The organism is Nocardia bovistercoris (assembly GCF_015674855.1).
Lineage (GTDB): Bacteria > Actinomycetota > Actinomycetes > Mycobacteriales > Mycobacteriaceae > Nocardia > Nocardia bovistercoris.
This window is the reverse complement of the sequence record NZ_JADMLG010000005.1, coordinates 164,350-181,285: the sequence shown is the minus strand read 5'-3', so window position 1 is coordinate 181,285 and position 16,936 is coordinate 164,350. Positions and strand designations below refer to the sequence as shown.

General features: G+C 68.6%; 15 protein-coding genes and 1 riboswitch. Of the genes, 8 read left to right on the top strand and 7 right to left on the bottom strand.

Annotation, left to right across the window (positions count from 1 at the left end; all coding sequences use genetic code 11):
- Positions 1 to 124 precede the first annotated feature (124 nt).
- A complete protein-coding gene (locus IT779_RS14535) occupies positions 125 to 430 on the top strand; it encodes a DUF6342 family protein (RefSeq protein WP_196149839.1) in 306 nt (101 codons plus the stop codon).
- A 55-nt stretch (positions 431 to 485) separates the two neighbouring features.
- Here the strand turns inward: IT779_RS14535 and IT779_RS14530 are convergent, their stop codons facing one another.
- Positions 486 to 1,517, bottom strand: coding sequence for an SDR family NAD(P)-dependent oxidoreductase (locus IT779_RS14530; protein WP_196149838.1), 1,032 nt, complete (start codon positions 1,515 to 1,517; stop codon positions 486 to 488).
- A gap of 381 nt (positions 1,518 to 1,898) precedes the next feature.
- On the opposite strand from IT779_RS14530, the gene IT779_RS14525 reads away from it, so the two are divergent.
- The 5 genes from IT779_RS14525 (at position 1,899) to IT779_RS37775 (ending at position 8,744) form a co-directional block, all read left to right on the top strand.
- The gene (locus tag IT779_RS14525) at positions 1,899 to 2,354 is read left to right on the top strand and encodes a hypothetical protein (RefSeq protein ID WP_196149837.1); all 456 of its coding nucleotides are present in this window, start codon (positions 1,899 to 1,901) and stop codon (positions 2,352 to 2,354) included.
- A gap of 388 nt (positions 2,355 to 2,742) precedes the next feature.
- On the top strand, positions 2,743 to 6,348 hold the full coding sequence (locus tag IT779_RS14520; protein ID WP_196149836.1) for an error-prone DNA polymerase: 3,606 nt from the start codon (positions 2,743 to 2,745) through the stop codon (positions 6,346 to 6,348).
- A gap of 27 nt (positions 6,349 to 6,375) precedes the next feature.
- The gene (locus tag IT779_RS14515; protein ID WP_196149835.1) at positions 6,376 to 7,461 is read left to right on the top strand and encodes a M48 family metalloprotease; all 1,086 of its coding nucleotides are present in this window, start codon (positions 6,376 to 6,378) and stop codon (positions 7,459 to 7,461) included.
- 31 nt (positions 7,462 to 7,492) lie between these two features.
- Positions 7,493 to 8,473, top strand: coding sequence for a DUF4349 domain-containing protein (locus IT779_RS14510; protein WP_196149834.1), 981 nt, complete (start codon positions 7,493 to 7,495; stop codon positions 8,471 to 8,473).
- A gap of 37 nt (positions 8,474 to 8,510) precedes the next feature.
- Positions 8,511 to 8,744 carry a DUF167 domain-containing protein gene (locus IT779_RS37775; RefSeq protein ID WP_456299692.1) on the top strand — a complete coding sequence of 78 codons (234 nt, stop codon included), beginning with the start codon at positions 8,511 to 8,513 and terminating at the stop codon, positions 8,742 to 8,744.
- 9 nt (positions 8,745 to 8,753) lie between these two features.
- On the opposite strand, the gene IT779_RS14500 is transcribed toward IT779_RS37775, so the two are convergent.
- The 3 genes from IT779_RS14500 to IT779_RS14490 all read right to left on the bottom strand — a co-directional run bounded on the left by IT779_RS14500 (position 8,754) and on the right by IT779_RS14490 (position 10,731).
- Positions 8,754 to 9,218 (bottom strand): tRNA (cytidine(34)-2'-O)-methyltransferase, encoded by a 465-nt coding sequence (locus tag IT779_RS14500; RefSeq protein ID WP_196149832.1) that lies wholly within the window; start codon positions 9,216 to 9,218, stop codon positions 8,754 to 8,756.
- Between the two features lie 78 nt (positions 9,219 to 9,296).
- Positions 9,297 to 10,055: an alpha/beta fold hydrolase gene (locus tag IT779_RS14495; RefSeq protein WP_196149831.1), complete on the bottom strand. Its 759-nt coding sequence runs from the start codon at positions 10,053 to 10,055 to the stop codon at positions 9,297 to 9,299.
- 133 nt (positions 10,056 to 10,188) lie between these two features.
- Complete coding sequence (locus tag IT779_RS14490) at positions 10,189 to 10,731, bottom strand: hypothetical protein (RefSeq protein WP_196149830.1); 543 nt, start codon at positions 10,729 to 10,731, stop codon at positions 10,189 to 10,191.
- Positions 10,732 to 11,091: 360 nt separating this feature from the next.
- Between IT779_RS14490 and IT779_RS14485 the strand changes: the two genes are divergently transcribed.
- The gene (locus IT779_RS14485; RefSeq protein WP_196150047.1) at positions 11,092 to 11,337 is read left to right on the top strand and encodes a DUF3017 domain-containing protein; all 246 of its coding nucleotides are present in this window, start codon (positions 11,092 to 11,094) and stop codon (positions 11,335 to 11,337) included.
- Positions 11,338 to 11,355: 18 nt separating this feature from the next.
- Here IT779_RS14485 and metX read toward each other — a convergent pair whose 3' ends face one another.
- The 3 genes from metX to IT779_RS37185 form a co-directional block, all read right to left on the bottom strand.
- The gene (gene metX, locus IT779_RS14480) at positions 11,356 to 12,510 is read right to left on the bottom strand and encodes a homoserine O-acetyltransferase MetX (protein WP_196149829.1); all 1,155 of its coding nucleotides are present in this window, start codon (positions 12,508 to 12,510) and stop codon (positions 11,356 to 11,358) included.
- Complete coding sequence (locus IT779_RS14475; protein ID WP_196149828.1) at positions 12,507 to 13,835, bottom strand: bifunctional o-acetylhomoserine/o-acetylserine sulfhydrylase; 1,329 nt, start codon at positions 13,833 to 13,835, stop codon at positions 12,507 to 12,509. The genes metX and IT779_RS14475 overlap by 4 nt, the downstream gene beginning before the upstream one ends.
- An 86-nt stretch (positions 13,836 to 13,921) precedes the next feature.
- Positions 13,922 to 14,032: riboswitch (SAM riboswitch) on the bottom strand.
- 52 nt (positions 14,033 to 14,084) lie between these two features.
- Positions 14,085 to 14,786, bottom strand: a complete 702-nt coding sequence (locus IT779_RS37185) for a TetR/AcrR family transcriptional regulator (protein WP_232541751.1) — start codon at positions 14,784 to 14,786, stop codon at positions 14,085 to 14,087.
- 145 nt (positions 14,787 to 14,931) lie between these two features.
- On the opposite strand from IT779_RS37185, the gene IT779_RS14465 reads away from it, so the two are divergent.
- Positions 14,932 to 16,425, top strand: coding sequence for an MFS transporter (locus IT779_RS14465; protein ID WP_196149827.1), 1,494 nt, complete (start codon positions 14,932 to 14,934; stop codon positions 16,423 to 16,425).
- Positions 16,426 to 16,936 lie beyond the last annotated feature (511 nt).

Here is a 16,936-nt window from a genome sequence, read left to right as displayed (position 1 = left end):
TGCGGCACAACAGCATTGAACTAGGTGATAGATCGCGATAATTCCGTGTGGTGAGCTCTCCGGATTGTCGCGGAGGGTAGTTTGTGCCCGGGAATGAATTCCCGGTCCGAAGGAGGGAAATAAAATGCCTGATGTGGATCTCGGCGTGGCCAGCGACTGGGAAGAGGGTGACACGCACGGCCGTGTGAAATTGCGGCAGAATCAGCGGTACCCGGATTCTCCGAAAAAGGATGTGCTGATCAGTTCGCCCGCGAGCATCGAACTCTCGGTCAACACGAATTTCAGCAGCACCCAGGAGGCGGACAAGATCTTCTTCACCACCTACCACGGGACCCAGAAGAAGATCATCGGCGTCCTGGACTCCAACGGTGACCTGTATATCGCGGGCCGCCTGATCCAGGGCGCGACCGACCTGTCCTACGGCGACTGATCCGAACCCGCGTACCGGCCGGACAGGTGCTCGTCCGGCCGGTACGCACCGGAACTCACCAGTGCGTGCCCGGCACCCAGCGTGCGGCGCGGCGCAGCGCCGAACCGGTGACTCTACGAGCCGCTGACCGAGGACGCGGCGGTGTCGCGACCGCGGGCGCCGCCTCGACCGGGGTCGGTTCGCCCTTGGCGGCGGGGGAGTCGGGCAGGGCGCGGTAGTAGCGGTGCAGGATGCGGTCGCGCAGGCCGGGGGTGAACAGCGCGCCGTATTCGGCGAGGGTGCCCAGCGGCACATCGATGCGCTTGGGGCGTTCGGTGAGCGCGCGCACGATGGTCGCCGCCGCCCATTCCGGTGATTCGGAGGGACCTTGGGTGCCGCTCGGCACGATCATCGGGGTGCGCACCAGCGGCATGTGGATGGTGGTGAAGGTGACGCCGTCGGCGCGAGTTTCGATCGCGGCCACTTCGGTGAACTTGTCCAGCGCCGCCTTGCTCGCGAGATAGGCGGAGAAGCGCGGGGTGGCGACCTGGACGCCCGCGCTGCTGATCTGCACGATGTGGCCGAAGCCGCGTTCGCGCATCCGCGGCAGCAGCGCCAACGTCATGCGCAGCGCACCGAAGTAGTTGACCGCCATGGTGCGTTCGAAATCGTGCAGCCGGTCGGTGGAGCGGTGGATGGCGCGGCGGATGGAGCGGCCCGCGTTGTTCACCAGCATGTCCACGTGACCGTGTTCGTCGAGGATGGCGGCGACGGTCTTGTCCACCGATTCGGATTCGGTGACATCGCAGCGGTAGCCGTACGCCTTGTCGCCCTCGGCCCTGATCTCCTCGACCACGGCGTCGATCTCGTCGGCGCGGCGGGCGAGGACGAGAACGGTGGCGCCCTTGGCAGCGACGGCGAGCGCGGCGGCCCGGCCGATGCCGGAGGAGGCGCCGGTGATCACAACGTGGCGACCGGTGAGGTCGCGGGTGCGCCGCGCCGGTTCGATCGTGTCGCGCACTCGCGCCGTCTTGTCGCCGTCGCTGTTCGTGGGGTCGCTGCTCGTGGGGTCGCTGCTCGTCGGGTCGCCGGACGGCGTTGCGCTCATCGCTGCTCCTTTGCGGTCGAAGGGCGGGCCGCTGTCGATCGAACGGCGTCGCGGTCGATCGAACGGCGTCGCGGTCGCCGACTCTGAACTTACTCTGAAGTAAGTTCAGCTGACAAGGGGTGCTCGTCGTCCCTCGTCCGGGTGGATCGCCGCGTCGAACGCGATGCCATTCGATTGCCGCGCGGCGTCAGGTGGCCACGGCGCTCGGGTTGGATCGACCGGCTTCTGTTCGTGAGTGCTGGGAATTCGAAGGTGTTACGCGAGAACGCCTTCGGATACCGGTCGGTACATTCAGGGGCTGTGGCAACCGGCCCGCAACGGCGCGCCGAAACCTTCTCGCTGACCTCGAATCCATCGAACATATGTGCGATACTCGTGCGCATGGCGGACGATCGGATGGCGGACATCTTTGCCGCGGTGCGGCGCGGTAGCGGTAACCCCGAGGCGGGGCGCTTCGCCCTGCACACCCTCTGGAACGAGCTCGGTCCGGCCGGAGATCCCTTGCAGCGCTGTGTGGTCGCGCACCATCTCGCGGTGCTCCAGGAAACCGACGCGGAGGCGCTGATCTGGGATCAGCGGGCACTTGCCGCCGTCTTCGCGCCGGGCACCCCGCTCGACGACGGGCTACGCTGCTTCCTGCCCTCCCTCTATCTCAATCTGGCCGACAGCCACCGCCGCGTCGGCGATTTCGACGGCGCCAGAATGCAATTGACCATCGCGCGCGGTCACCTGCGCATCCTGGCGAACGACGCCTACGGCGAGATGATCCGCTCGGGCCTGGATCGGGTCGACGCGGCGCTGGAGGCGGGGTCGAAGGAGCGGATCGCCGCCGAGTAGAGCTCGTCCGGGCGAGGGCTCGTCTGCGGGCGTCGGGTGGAACTCGCGGGTGCGCCCAGTGGAACTCATGGTGGGTGCCTAGTGGGGCTCGCCTGGGGGTCGAGTTGAACTCGTCGGGGTACTGGCCAGGCTCGCGGTGGGTGGCGAGCGGGCTTGCTGGAGGTGCCGCCGAGTAGGGCTCGTGGTGGTGTCGAGCGGGTCGCGCCGAGGGGTGCTGAGCGGGTCGTGCCGAGGGGTGTCGAGTGGATCGCGCCGGAGGGTGTCGAGTGGAACTCGCCGAGGGTGTCGAGTGGAACTCGCTGGGGCGCTGAGCGAGGCTCGCCGAGGGGTCGATCTATGACATCTCATGTTTCGAATGTATGTTCGATACATGAGGAGGTGAGCGATCGTGGGCTGGGGTAATGGGCCGCCTTCGTGGGCGGAGATGGAACGGGTGCTCTCCGGTCGCCCCCGGCGGGCGGACGCGGAGGTCATCGGCGACGGCGGCGACAGTCCCGCCTGGTCGCGCAAACGCGACGCGTACCTCGCCGAACCGATCGACCGGATCGAAGCGCCGACGGTGTCCTACGCCGAATTGCACGCGCATTCGGCCTACAGCTTCCTCGACGGCGCGAGCCAGCCGGAGGCCATGGTGGAAGAGGCGGTGCGCCTCGGCCTGGAAGCCATCGCGCTGACCGACCACGACGGCTTCTACGGAACCGTGCGATTCGCCGAAGCCGCCGCGGAATGGGGCATGCCGACCGTCTTCGGCGCCGAACTGTCCCTCGGTCCCGCCGCACCGGACACGGTTCGAGCCGAATGGACGTCGGATACCGCGCGGGCAGACGCGGTATCGGGTGCGTGGACCTACTCGGCGCCGGGCACACGAACCGACGCGGCACGGGCTGTTTCGGGAACCGGCGCGGTATCAGACGCGACACGGACCGGCGCGATACCGGACACGACACGGACCGGTGCGGTATCAGGCGCGATACGGACCGGCGCGGTACCGGGCACACGGAACGGCGCGGCATCGACTGCGACACGAAATGGCGCGGTACCGGGCGCGACGTGGACCGACTCCGCGCCGCGCACCGGCGACCCCGACCCGGCGGGACCGCATCTACTGGTCCTGGCCAGGGGCGGGGAAGGATACCGGCGGCTCGCGCGGGAGATCTCCGCCGCGCACATGGCCGCGGGCGAGAAGGGCATCCTGCGCTACGACCTCGACACCCTCACCGCCGCCGCGGACGGGCACTGGCACATTCTCACCGGCTGCCGCAAGGGGCATCTGCGCCGGGCACTCGACCACGATGTGCGCGCGGGCGACACCGACCTGCCCCGCGCCGAGCTGGCCTTGCGCGATCTGGTCGAACGCTTCGGCGCCGACCGGGTCGGCGTGGAACTCACCCACCACGGCATCCCCGAGGACGACGAACGCAACGCCCGCCTCATGGCGCTCGCCGACCGTCTCGTCCTGCCCGTGATCGCCACCACGGGAGCGCATTTCGCGGCGCCCGCGCATCGCCGCCGCGCCATGGCGCTGGCCGCGATCCGGGCGCGGCGCAGCCTGGACGACATCGCGGGCTGGCTGCCCGCCGCGGGTGGCGCGTACCTGCGCTCCGGTGCGGAAATGGCGCGGCTGTTCGCCGCCGCGGCCGGTCCCGCCGGGACGCGCGCGGTGACCAATGCCGCCGAACTCGCCCGCGAATGTGCCTTCGACCTGCGGTTGATCGCACCGAAACTGCCGCCGTTCGAGGTGCCGCCCGGCCACGACGAGGATTCCTGGCTGCGCGATCTGACCATGCGCGGCGCGGACCGCCGCTATGGTCCGCCGAGCGCGAACCCGGCCGCCTACCGGCAACTCGAATACGAACTCCGAACCATCGCCGGACTCGGTTTCCCCGGCTATTTCCTGGTGGTGCACGATATCGTCGACTTCTGCCACGAGCGCGGAATCCTTTGTCAGGGTCGGGGTTCGGCGGCAAATTCCGCGGTCTGCTATGCCATCGGCATCACCAATGTCGATCCGGTCGCCAACGAACTGCTCTTCGAACGATTCCTCTCGCCGGAACGCGATGGCCCGCCCGATATCGACGTGGATATCGAATCCGACCGGCGCGAGGAGGCGATTCAGCACGTCTACGCGAAATACGGCCGGGAATACGCGGCGCAGGTCGCCAATGTGATCACCTATCGCGGCAAATCCGCGGTGCGCGACGCCGCACGCGCGCTCGGCTTCTCGCCGGGGCAACTGGACGCCTGGAGCAGGCAGGTCAGCAGATGGAGCGGGGTCGAGGCCGAAACCGGCACGGACATACCGGAACCCGTACTCGAACTGGCCGCCGAACTCGAGGGGCTGCCGCGGCATCTCGGCATCCATTCCGGCGGCATGGTGATCTGCGACCGGCCCATCGCCGACGTCTGCCCGGTGGAGTGGGCGCGCATGCCGGGCCGCAGCGTCCTGCAATGGGACAAGGACGACTGCGCCGCGGTGGGGCTGGTGAAATTCGACATGCTCGGCCTCGGCATGCTCTCCGCGCTGCGCTACATGATCGATCTGGTGCGCGAGCACACCGGCGAAGTCGTCGAATTGCATCAGCTCGACCTGGGGGAGGCCGGGGTGTACGAAATGCTGTCGCGCGCCGATTCGGTCGGAGTCTTCCAGGTGGAGTCGCGCGCCCAGATGGCGACGCTGCCCCGACTGAAACCGCGGAAATTCTACGATCTGGTGGTCGAGGTCGCGTTGATCCGGCCCGGCCCCATTCAGGGCGGTTCCGTGCACCCCTATATTCGCCGCCGCAACGAGCAGGAGGACCCCGTCTGCGACCATCCGGCGTTGGAGAACGCGCTGGCCCGCACCCTCGGGGTGCCGCTGTTCCAGGAACAGCTGATGCAGATGGCCGTCGACGTGGCCGGATTCAGCGCCGCCGAAGCCGACCAATTGCGCCGCGCCATGGGCTCCAAACGTTCCCCCGAACGCATGGAACGCCTGCGTGAACGCCTCTACCGCGGGATGCGCGAATTACACGGCATCACCGGCGAAATCGCCGACCGCATCTACGAGAAACTGCACGCCTTCGCGAATTTCGGTTTCCCGGAAAGCCATTCGCAGAGTTTCGCCTCCCTGGTCTTCTATTCCGCTTGGTTCAAACTGCACTATCCGGCCGCGTTCTGCGCCGGACTGCTGCGCGCCCAGCCGATGGGTTTCTATTCGCCGCAGTCGCTGGTCGCCGACGCCCGCAGGCACGGGGTCACCGTGCACGGACCCGATATCAACGCGAGCCTGGCCGAGGCCGAGCTGGAGAATCGCGGAAGCGAGGTCAGGCTCGGTCTGGCCGCGGTCCGCCACCTCGGCGCCGACCTGGCCGAAAAGATCGTCACCGCCCGCGAATCCGGGCCGTACACCACCTTCCTCGATCTCACCGGGCGGGTGGAGTTGACCGTCGGACAGGCCGAGGCGCTGGCCACCGCGGGCGCGCTCGGAAGTCTCGGGCTGAGCAGGCGCGAAGCGCTGTGGGCGGCGGGCGCGGCCGCGGGCGAACGGCACGACCGCTTGCCCGGCACCGGCGCGGCCACCGCGGCACCGACCCTGCCCGGGATGAGCGACCTCGAACTCGCCGCCGCCGACGTGTGGGCCACCGGCGTGTCACCGGGCAGCTACCCGACCGAATTCCTGCGTCCGCGACTGGACGAACTCGGCGTCGTCCCCGCCTCGGGTCTGCTCGCGGTGCCCGACGGGTCCCGCGTGCTCATCGGCGGCGCGGTCACCCACCGGCAGCGGCCCGCCACCGCCGCGGGCGTCACTTTCCTGAACCTGGAGGACGAGACCGGTATGGTCAATGTCGTCTGCTCGGTCGGACTGTGGGCCCGGTATCGGCGGGTGGCCCAGAGCGCCCCGGCCCTGCTCATTCGGGGGCGGGTGCAGAACGCCGAGGGGGTGGTCAGCGTTGTCGCCGAACACCTGCAGCGCATGGAACTGCGTGTCGGTTCCCGCTCGCGCGACTTCCGGTGACCTATCGTAGGCGCCGACGACGGACGGATGGCACGACCCATGCATATGGACAGCTCGGCAGGACCGCACCCGCCGCGCAGGCCTGCCCGAATCCGGACAACCCTTGTCACACTGCTGGTTTCGCTGCCGTCCATGGTGCTCGGCGGGCTGCTGGTCTTCGCGGTCGGCGCGCTGTTCGGCAGCACACCTGCCCTCGGGCTCACCGTGTTCTGGCTGGTCGCAGCGCTGTTCGTGCCGGGACCGACCGGTGACATGGCGCCGAGGATCTTCCCGGTGCGCCGCCCGCGTCCCGAGGAACAGGGCGCGCTCGGCTCGGCCTGGCACAACGTCACCCGCGCCGCCGGGGTGCGCGCGGTGGACTATTCGCTCTGGGTCGAAGACACCGATCACCTCAACGCACTCGCCGCGCCCGGTCGCATCGTCGCGATCACCAGCGTCGCACTGCGACTCGGCGCCCGCGAACTCGAGGCTATCCTCGCCCACGAACTCGGTCACCACCTCGGCGGCGACCAGCGCGCCAGGATGCTGAGCTACTGGTACGCGCTGCCGCTCACCCTGCTGCGCCGGATCCTGCGCCGAATCGCCTGGCGATTCGCGGTTTTCGTGGCCCACGCCGCGCACGTGGTCGGCGCGGTCGGTGCGCTGCGCCTGTTCGGCGTCCGAAAGCCGTTGGACACCATCGCGATCGTGGTCGCGGTCGCGACCCGGGTGGGGTTCGTGCTCGCCCTCGCGGTCGCGGCCGTCCTGCATTTCGGCGCGCTGGTCGCGCTGCCGCTGGCCGCGATCCTGCTGGAGCCGTTCGCCGAACGGGCGCAGCGCCGTCGCGGCGAACTCGACGCCGACCGCACCGCCGTCGATCTCGGATACGGCGCGGAGATGCGGGCCGTGCTCGAGCTGTGGTCGCAGCGCGCGGAGCCGAGGGGCCGATTCGCCCGACTGCTCGACTCGCATCCCGAGATCGCGACGCGGATCGAGGCCGTCGAGGCCAGGATGCGCGACATCCACACCCCGCCTCCGGGCGGGCCGCGCTCGGCGCATCCGCCGCGCTTCGCCAGTGCGCGGCGGTTCATCGACGGACGGACCGGCGAACGGTCGCGGCGTCGAGACCGGTGACCGCGGTCACCGCAACGGCTACCCTGCGAACATGCGAAAGCTTGCGGTGCTGTGCCTCGGCCTGACCTTCCTGACGACGGCGCTCGTCGGCTGCGGCAGTGACGAATCCGTCTCCGACGGCACATCCCTGTCGTCGCCCACGCCCGCGGTCGCCCCGCCCGGCCTGCGCGAACAGGCGCCGTCACCCGCCGACGGCAAAGGCCAGGGCAACGAGGTCAGCACGCGCAAGGAAGTCGTCACCGGCAGCGTCGACATCACCGCGCACGACCCGATCGCCGCCGCCGCGACCGTCGCCGACCGGGTGCGCGCGGCGGGCGGGCGGATCGACAGCCGCACCGAACAACCCGACACCGAGGACAACGACCCCGCAGCCACCCTCACCGTCCGGGTGCCGGGCGACAAGACCGACGCGTTCATCGACGGACTCGGCGGCGTCGGCGAGGTCACCAGGGTCAGCACCAACCGCGAAGACGTCACCATGCAGTGGGAGGACCTGGACGCCAAGATCAAGGCGTTGCAGGCGTCGGTGGACAGGCTGCGCGCGCTCATCGCGAGCGCGACCAACACCGCCGACCTCATCGCCGCCGAGAACGCCCTGTCCAGCAGGCAAGGCGAACTCGACAGCCTCACCGCCCAGAAACGCCGCCTCGACGACCAGGTCGCGCTGTCCAGCCTCACCATCGACATCACCGCCACCGAGACGGAGACCGAAGGCAGCGGTCCCGACAACTTCTGGGACGGCCTCGTCTCCGGCTGGAACTCGCTGGTCGACTGGTTGCAGGACGCGATCGTGTTCGCGGGCAAGGCGATTCCGTGGCTGGGCTTCCTCGCGGTGCTCGGAGTGCTCGGATGGGGGATCGCCAGAGCTGTGCGTTGGCGCGGAACATCGACGCGCAGTCATGGTTCCGTTCCGGTTGCCGGACCCGCGAAGAGCGAGTCGGCCGCAGCCGTCGAAACCGCTACCTCGGAAGAAAGCGGAAAAAGTTCGGGCACAAAGGAATCGGGCGAGTAGTAGTGTCCTCGGCGTTCGACCCGAACGGGAGAAGACGGTGCCGCCTACCGTGATCAGAGCGACGGTGACTCCCAACAGTCGCAAGGGTCCGCTGGTTGAACCCCTCGACGACGGAACCCTGCGCCTCTACGTCCGCGCTCCCGCCGTCGAAGGCAAAGCCAACAAGGCCGCCGTCGAACTCCTCGCCAGCCATTTCGGCGTCCCCAAGAGTTCCGTGCGCCTCGTCGCAGGCGCGACCTCCCGCGTCAAACGCTTCGACATCGATCGGTAGACCTCGCCCCTACACCCCGCCGGGAAACCCCTGCTGCCGCCACGCCTCGTACACCGCCACCGCCGCCGCATTCGACAAATTCATCGACCGCCGCCCCGGCAGCATCGGTATCCGCACCCGCGCCGTGATCCGAGGATCACCGAGCACCTCCTCCGGCAACCCCGTCGGTTCGGTCCCGAACAACAACACATCCCCCTCCCGATACGCTATATCGGTATGCCGAGCCCGCGCATGCGTGGTGAACGCGTAAACCCGCTCCGGCCGCAACGCCTCCCACGCCTCCGCCAAACTCCCGTGCACCGTCACCGAAGCCAGATCGTGGTAATCCAACCCCGCCCGCCGCAACTTGGCCTCCGACAAATCGAACCCGAGCGGCCCCACCAAATGCAGCTCACACCCCACCCCCGCCACCAACCGAATCGCATTCCCGGTATTCCCCGGAATAACAGGCTCATGAAACATCAGTCGGAACACAGCCGCCTATTGAACCAGGGGCCATATCTGCTCGCGAAGCCGGCCGGTTCGGCAGCAGCCGAAGGGCTTCGCTTCGGGTCAGTTGGGGAGGAGGGGGCCGGTGGGGGTGGTGGTCGGGGCTTGGGTGAGGAGGGTGGCCAGTTCTCGGGGGCGGCTCAGGAAAGGGGAGTGGGAGGTGTCGATGGTCAGGGGGGTGACGCCGAGGCGGGTGGTTACGGAGTCGGAGAGCCATCTCGGTTTGCAGCGGTCCTGGAGGCAGCGGATGTAGCTGCGGGGGATGTCGGCGGACCAGAAGGTGGGGACGGAAACGGGGGTTACGGTGGTGTCGCCGAAGCGTTCCGGGCCGAGGTGGTCGAAGGCCCAGCGGGCGGTGGGTTCGTCGCAGTCGTGGTAGAAGTAGTCGCGCGCGCCCTCGTAGGACGCGAAAGTCATGGTGCCGTCGTCGGCGAAGTGCAGGTAGGAGAGCATGGCGCCGACGTCGGCGTCGAATTCGCCGTCCTCGTTGTCGCGCATGGCCATCGCTTCGGGGAAGGTGCGGCCTTCGCGGGGTAGGGCCGCGGCCAGGTAGATCAAGTGGGCGACGCGGTCGGGGGCGGCGTCGGCGGCCGTGGTGATGTCGAAACCGCCGCCGGAATGGCCGACCAGGACATCGCCGTCGCGCAGTACGTCGAGGATCGCGTCGCGGCGGTTGGCGATGGTCGATTCCTGTGCCACGAGTTTCCCGTGGCCGGGCAGGTCGACGGCGACTCCCTCGTGGCCGAGTTCGGCGAGTTCCGGAATCAGGCGATCCCAGCACCAAGCCGCGTGGAATCCGCCGTGGACGAGGACGAATCGCATAGCTCACTCCGATGTGAATGGCATTCTCGGAAATGAGACTAGCGATACCGGGTGGGCTCGTGTGCACATTCGAGGAGACCGTCCCCGACCTCGCGCCGCGTGGAACCAGGGCGCGGGGAGAACTCCGCGGCGATCAGTTGTGGCAGGTGTCGTTGTCGTTGTAGAGCAGCATTTGGGTGACTTTCGCGTCGGGTGCGCTCTGCCGGCGGACCCCGAGGAATCCGTAATGTGCGGGATGGCCGGGTACGTCGGCGGAACTCCAGTTGTGGCCGAGTTTCAGGGCGGGGTAGGCCGCGCGCACCTCGTCCACCGTCGACCCCGCCGCCACGCCCTCGGGGGTGCGTGCGGGCAGCTTGTTGTGCATGATCGCGACGATCTCGCCCTGCTTGTAGAACCCGCTCGCACCGGTCTTGGTGGTGTAGCGACCGCAGCCGGGCGGGTCGCCCTTCATATCCTCCACCTGTGCGATCTCGCCGGTGGCCTGCGCGTCGAGCATGCTCATGCCGAGCCGCAGCTTCCCGTAGCCGAGCGGACCGAACTGGTCGCTGGGCGCGGCGTCGGTGGTGCTGGAGGCGGCGGGTGTCGCCGACCCGGCCACCGGCTCGGCCGAGCAGCCCGCGACCGCCCCGGGCGCGGACAACAGCACGGCGATCGTGACGGCACGTGCGATTCGCATGATCTTCCCCCGCTTCGTCCCCGAACGAACAAGGCCCGCGTCACGTCGACACGACCCGTCTACCGCGCCCAGTCTGCTGCCCGACCGGTCGCCGGTCAAGGCGCCGGGGTGAGATCGGAAGTCGTTGCGCCACAAACTCGTGCGCGACACGGCCGGTACGGTCCGTAGGCGGCACGCTCGGGGGTACACCCTGGGAGTCGCGGCCTCCACGTGCGCCGGAACATCCGATCGACGCCGAGGGGACGCCGTCCTGGCGTGAGGCGGGGTGGGCGGATCTGCGACAATCGGGGCGTGACCGATGTCGAATCCGCGGGAAGGCAGCCGGGTGCGGTGGCGCGGTTTCTGCGCTGTCACCTGCCGATGGTGGTGGTGACGCTCGTCATCGTGGCGGCCGTGGTGCTGGTCGCTTCGGACCGGTGGCGACGCGGCGCGCTGTTCTTCGGTGGCGCGACCCTGCTCGCGGCGGCGTTCCGGCTGTGCCTGCCCACCGCGCGGGTCGGACTGCTCGCGGTGCGCAGTCGCCCGTTCGACGTCGCCACGCTCACGCTGCTCGGTTCGGTGATCGTCACGCTCGCGGCCACCATCAGCACCGTCGGCGTCGGCTGAACCGAACGCACCGGCGGCTCAGCGGTGTTCGCGCGCCAACCGCATGGTCTCGCTCAACAGCTTGGACACCGCCGCGGCCTCGGTGAGGAACCCGTCGTGCCCGTCGCGCGAATGCACGACCTCGAGTCGTTCACAGCCGGGTAGCGCCTCGGCCAGTTCCCGCTGGGTGTGCAACGGGTACAGGCGATCCGAATCGACGCCACCGACCACGCACGGCACCGGCGTCGATGCCAGCGCCGCCGCGATCCCGCCGCGACCGCGCCCGACGTCGTGGCGGTTCATCGCCTCGGTGAGCAGCACGTAGGTCGCGGGATCGAAACGGCTGCACAGCTTTTCGGCTTGATGATCGAGGTAGCTCTGCACCGCGTACCGCCCGCCGCGCCACGGGTCCTCACCCTGCTGGGCATCGTTGGCGAATCGGTGATCCAGCTCGCCCTCGGTGCGATAGGTCAGGTGCGCGATGCGGCGTGCGAGGCCCATGCCGGTCGTCGGGGCGCGGCCGGTGCCGTGATAGTTCCCGCCCTGCCAGTCCGGGTCGGCGGTGATCGCGGCGATCTGGGTGGTCTGCGTGCCGATCTGGTCGGCGGTGGCGCGCGCGCCGACCGCGAGGACCAGGGCCGCCGCCACGCGCTCGGGCGCGGTGATCATCCATTCGAGGACCCGCATGCCGCCCATCGACCCGCCGACCACCGCGGCGAGCCGTTCGATGCCGAGCAACTCGGTCAGCGTAAGTTCGGCGGCCACCTGATCGCGGATGGAGATTTCGGGAAACCGTGCGCCCCAAGGTTTTCCGTCGGACGCGAGGGAGGCGGGACCGGTGCTGCCCTTGCAGCCGCCGAGTACGTTGGTCGCGATCACGCACCATTCGTCGGTGTCCACCGCCGCACCGGGACCGACGAGCCCGTCCCACCAGCCCGCCTGCTCGTGTGCCTCGTTCGCCGCGCCGACCACATGCGAATCGCCGGTGAGCGCGTGCTCGACGAGGACCACATTGTCGAGTGCGGGCGACAGCTCGCCCCAGCGCTGCACGGCGAGCCGCACATCGGGGACGGTCGCGCCGTTCTCCAGGCGCACGTCCCCGATCGCGATCACGCCGAGCTGACCGTCCGGCGGCGGCAGCAGGTGCGCACCGGCCGCCGGACGGTCGGTGCTCGGCTCGGTACTCACGGTCACGTCGCGGCTGCCGCGAAACCGGCGCGTAGGTCGGCCAGGATGTCGTCGATGCCTTCGATGCCGACGGCGAGCCGGACCAGACCCGGCGTGACGCCCGCCGCGCGCTGTTCCTCGGGCGTCAGCTGCGAATGCGTGGTCGAGGCCGGATGGATCACCAGCGACCGCACGTCACCGATATTGGCGACGTGGCTGTGCAGGGTGAGCGCGTCCACGAAGCGCTTGCCCGCGTCGACGCCGCCGCGCAGTTCGAAGGCGACGATCGCACCCGCGCCCTTGGGCGCCAGCTCAGCGGCCCGCGCGTGCCACGGCGAGTCGGGGAGCCCGGCGTAGTGGACGGCGACGACATCCTCGTGCCCGGCCAGGAATTCGGCGACGGCCACCGCATTGGCGACGTGCCGCTCGACCCGCAGGCTCAGGGTCTCCAGACCCTGGGCGATGAGGAAGGCGTTGAACGGCGACACCGCCGAACCCAGGTCGCGCAGCAGTTGGACGCGCGCCTTGAGCGCGAAGGCCGGTGCGCCGAGATCGGCGAAGACCGCGCCGTGGTAGCTGGGGTCGGGGGTGGTGAAGCCGGGGAAGCGGGAGGCGCCGTTCTCGTCGCGCACCGTCCAGTCGAAGCCGCCGCCGTCGACGATGACGCCCGCGATGGCCGCGCCGTGTCCGCCCAAGTACTTGGTCGCGGAGTGCACGACGATGTCGGCGCCGTGCGCGAGCGGCTGGATGAGGTACGGGGTCGCGACGGTGTTGTCGACGATGAGCGGCACGCCCGCCGCGTGCGCGACGTCGGCGATGCCGCGGATGTCGAAGATGGCGCTGCTCGGGTTGGCGATGGTCTCGCCGTAGACGGCCTTGGTGTTGGGCCGGATCGCGGCCCGCCACTGCGCGAGATCGTCGGGATCGGTGACGAAGGAGACGTCGATGCCGAGTTTGGGCAGCGTGTAGTGGAACAGGTTGTAGGTGCCGCCGTAGAGGTGCGGACTGGAGACGATGTGGTCACCGGCGGAGGCCAGGTTGAGGATCGCGAAGGTTTCCGCGGCCTGCCCCGAGGACAGCAGCAGCGCCGCCACGCCACCCTCGAGCGCCGCGATGCGCTGCTCGACCACGTCCTGGGTTGGGTTCATGATCCGGGTGTAGATGTTGCCGGGTTCGGCCAGACCGAACAGCGCCGCGGCGTGGTCGGTGTCGCGGAAGGCGTAGGAGGTGGTCTGGTAGATCGGCAGTGCGCGCGCGCCGGTGGCCTGGTCGGGGGCCTGCCCCGCGTGCACCTGCTTGGTCTCGAATGACCAAGTGGCGGGATCTGTCGCAGACGCGGTGGGGTCGCTCATGTGTGCTCCAAGGATGTTGTTCGCCGGACTCGACGGTTATCGCGTCAGGGGCGAAGGACGACAACACATTTCGGGGAACCTCCTGAACAGCGCGCTTGCTCCCGACCTTCGGGAGCCCGGTCATCACCCGGAGCACCCCACCGCAGCTGGAGGGTTGCCGTCCAGCGAGCCGGGGCTTGGCGCTGGCACTCATGACCTGAGGGACATGATAGCCGGCAGTCGGTCGACGCCGAAAATCTGTCCGAGAGATCACATCGAGTCGGCCGGTATCGGATGCGCGCAGATCCGGCAGAGCTCGTTGTAGGCGTCGACGACGGCGATGCGCGCCGCATGTGCCGCGACCTGGGGCTCGCCGTGCACGAGCACCTCCTCGGACTGGGCGAGCGCGACGTGACACAGCATCTGCCAGGTCGCGACCACCAGTCGCACGCACAGCGCTTCCGGCGACTTTCCGGTGCGTTCGGCCAGCACCGTGGTGATCATCGTGTTCTTCGTCTCGCCGTATTCCAGCAGTCGAGCATTGACCGTCGGGCTGGTGCGGGCGATTCGCTGGGTCTGTTGGAAACGGCGGAAGGACAGGTCGTCGTCGCTGCTCGCGGCCCGTTCGATCATGTGCAGATAGGCGTTGCACAGGGCGCGCAGATCGCTGTCGGTCCTCGGTTGGGCCGCGAGGGCGCAGGCGATCGCGTCGCCGAATGCGTCGAGGGTGCCCAGGACGATGTCCTCTTTGGTGTCGAAGTAGCGGTTCACGGTGCGCGGTGAGACGTCGGCGCCGTGCGCGATCTGTTCGACGGTGGTGGCCTCGAACCCTTTGATCTCGCACAGGTCGAGCGCCACTTCGATGATTCTGGCGCGGGTCTGCCGCTTCTTGCGCTCACGCAGGCTCACGCGGGGTGCGCCCGAGCGCACGGCGTCGGCGACCACCTCGATCGGCGCTGATGAGTCGAGCATCATCCTACTGTATCGCATTCAGGCATTTGTCTGTGGGAGTCAAATGTCTGACTGCGACATTTTTCTGTTGACGCCAATTGTCGCTTGGTGACAGGATTGACCGGACGTCATCCCCAGTTCGAGACCTTCCAACCAGGAGATCCGCATGTCCGACACCGCACAAGCGGCCGAAACAGCACAGCGGCGGGGGAGTCCGGCTCGCTGGCTCGCCTTGGCCGTCATCGCGTTCGCCCAGCTCATCGTGGTTCTCGACGCGACCATCGTGACCATCGCACTGCCCTTCGCCCAGCGCGACCTCGACATCAGCGACGGCAACACCCAGTGGATGCTCACCGCATACACGCTGATCTTCGGCGGCCTGCTCCTGCTCGGCGGCCGCATGGCCGACTACCTCGGCCGCCGCCGCATGTTCATGATCGGACTCGTCGGCTTCGCCGCCGCCTCGGCGCTGGCAGGACTCGCGCAGAACGGCGGCCAGCTCTTCGTCGGCCGCGGCTTCCAGGGGGCGTTCGCGGCGCTGCTCGCACCGGCCGCGCTGTCACTGCTCTCGGTCACCTTCACCGAAGCGCGCGAACGCGCCACCGCGCTCTCGGTGTTCGCGGGCGTCTCCGCGGGCGGCGCGGCGATCGGCATGCTCGCGGGCGGCGCGCTCACCGAATACGTATCGTGGCGCTGGACGCTGCTGGTCAACGCGCCTATCGCGGCCATCGCGGTGGTCGGGGCGCTGCTGTTCGTCGCCAGGGATGTTCCGGCCCCGCGCACCGGTGGGTACGACATACCCGGGGCCGTCACCGTGACCGTCGGCTTGATCTCGATCGTCTACGGATTCAGCCGCGCCGCCGAGCACGGCTGGACCTCGCCCGCCACCCTCGGTCTGCTCGCGGTCGGTGTCGTGCTGCTCGCGGTGTTCGTCGGGGTGGAGCGGCGGTCGGAGAATCCGCTGCTTCCGCTGCGGATTCCGGGTGAGATCAACCGCGGTGGCGCACTGCTGGTGGCGCTGCTCATACCGATCGCCATGTTCGCGATGTTCCTGTTCCTGAGTTTCTACTTCCAGAACATCCACGGTTACAGCCCGCTGCAGGCGGGTGTCGCCTTCTTGCCGTTCCCGATCGGGATCGCCGTGTCCGCGGGCGTCACCAGTACGTTGCTGCCGCGGATCGGTCCGCGGCCGCTCATGCTGGCGGGGGCGGTCCTCGGTGTCGTCGGGTTGCTCTGGCTGGCTCAGCTCGGGCTCGGGGACAGTTATGCGCTCGCGGTGTTGCCCGCGCAGAGTTTGATCGCGCTCGGTATGGGGCCGCTGTTCGTCGGGATGCAGGCGGTGGCGTTGCATCAGGTCGACGCGGCGGATTCGGGCGTGGCCAGCGCGCTGCTCAACGCGGCGCAGCAGGTTGGCGGGGCGGTCGGTACGGCGCTGCTCACTACCGTTTCTGTGCAGGCTGCGAAAGATTATGTGACGGATAATCCCGGGGTCTCGGACTTGGCCGCGCGTGCGTCTATCCACAGTTATGACGTGGCGTTCTATGCGGGGGCGGGGTTCTTTCTCGCTGCGATTCCGATCATCGCTCTGATGATTCGGGACAAGCCTGAGAATCTGATCGAGGGGGCGGAGAGCGAGGTGGGGGCGGCGTTGCCTGTTTGAGTCGGGTTCGTGGCGGATCTTGGGCGCGGCTCTTCGTCATGGGATCCGCCGGTGAGAGGGTGGGCGGGTAACGCGCGGAACTTTCACAGCGGCTCTGTTTATTGGCGGCGACTTCGTCGCCGCGGGTTCGCGGCCCTGGGAGTCTCGCGTCCCAGCGGTCGATACTTGCTCCTTCGTCGCATCGTATCGACCGCTGGGACGCGAGACGGCCGCGAACCGGCGCTCGTCGGGCTCGCGCTCTGGTGGTCGGGTGGGGCTTGGAAGGGGAGGCTTGGGGGTACCGAGCGGTGGCGGTGCGTTGTGTTCGGCCGGCCTTCGATGTTGCCGTGACCGGCGTTCTGCGGGGTTGGTGCGGTTGAAATTACTTGCGGGTAACAATTTCTCGGCTCGAACCGGTACGCTGCGAGGTTACGCACAGTGGCACCTCCCCGCGCGGTGAGGGCGGGACCAGCAGTACGCTTGTCATGTTTGCACCACACGTCCCGCCGACCAGACGGGACATATACGTTGT

Excerpts from the sequence above, each read along its gene's own strand:
- IT779_RS14535 (WP_196149839.1), top strand. The coding sequence starts at position 125 with ATGCCTGATGTGGATCTCGGCGTGGCCAGCGACTGGGAAGAGGGTGAC.
- IT779_RS14530 (WP_196149838.1), bottom strand. The coding sequence starts at position 1,517 with ATGAGCGCAACGCCGTCCGGCGACCCGACGAGCAGCGACCCCACGAGC.
- IT779_RS14525 (WP_196149837.1), top strand. The coding sequence starts at position 1,899 with ATGGCGGACGATCGGATGGCGGACATCTTTGCCGCGGTGCGGCGCGGT.
- IT779_RS14515 (WP_196149835.1), top strand. The coding sequence starts at position 6,376 with ATGGCACGACCCATGCATATGGACAGCTCGGCAGGACCGCACCCGCCG.
- IT779_RS14510 (WP_196149834.1), top strand. The coding sequence starts at position 7,493 with ATGCGAAAGCTTGCGGTGCTGTGCCTCGGCCTGACCTTCCTGACGACG.
- IT779_RS14495 (WP_196149831.1), bottom strand. The coding sequence starts at position 10,055 with ATGCGATTCGTCCTCGTCCACGGCGGATTCCACGCGGCTTGGTGCTGG.
- IT779_RS14490 (WP_196149830.1), bottom strand. The coding sequence starts at position 10,731 with ATGCGAATCGCACGTGCCGTCACGATCGCCGTGCTGTTGTCCGCGCCC.
- IT779_RS14485 (WP_196150047.1), top strand. The coding sequence starts at position 11,092 with ATGGTGGTGGTGACGCTCGTCATCGTGGCGGCCGTGGTGCTGGTCGCT.
- IT779_RS14475 (WP_196149828.1), bottom strand. The coding sequence starts at position 13,835 with ATGAGCGACCCCACCGCGTCTGCGACAGATCCCGCCACTTGGTCATTC.
- IT779_RS37185 (WP_232541751.1), bottom strand. The coding sequence starts at position 14,786 with ATGCTCGACTCATCAGCGCCGATCGAGGTGGTCGCCGACGCCGTGCGC.
- IT779_RS14465 (WP_196149827.1), top strand. The coding sequence starts at position 14,932 with ATGTCCGACACCGCACAAGCGGCCGAAACAGCACAGCGGCGGGGGAGT.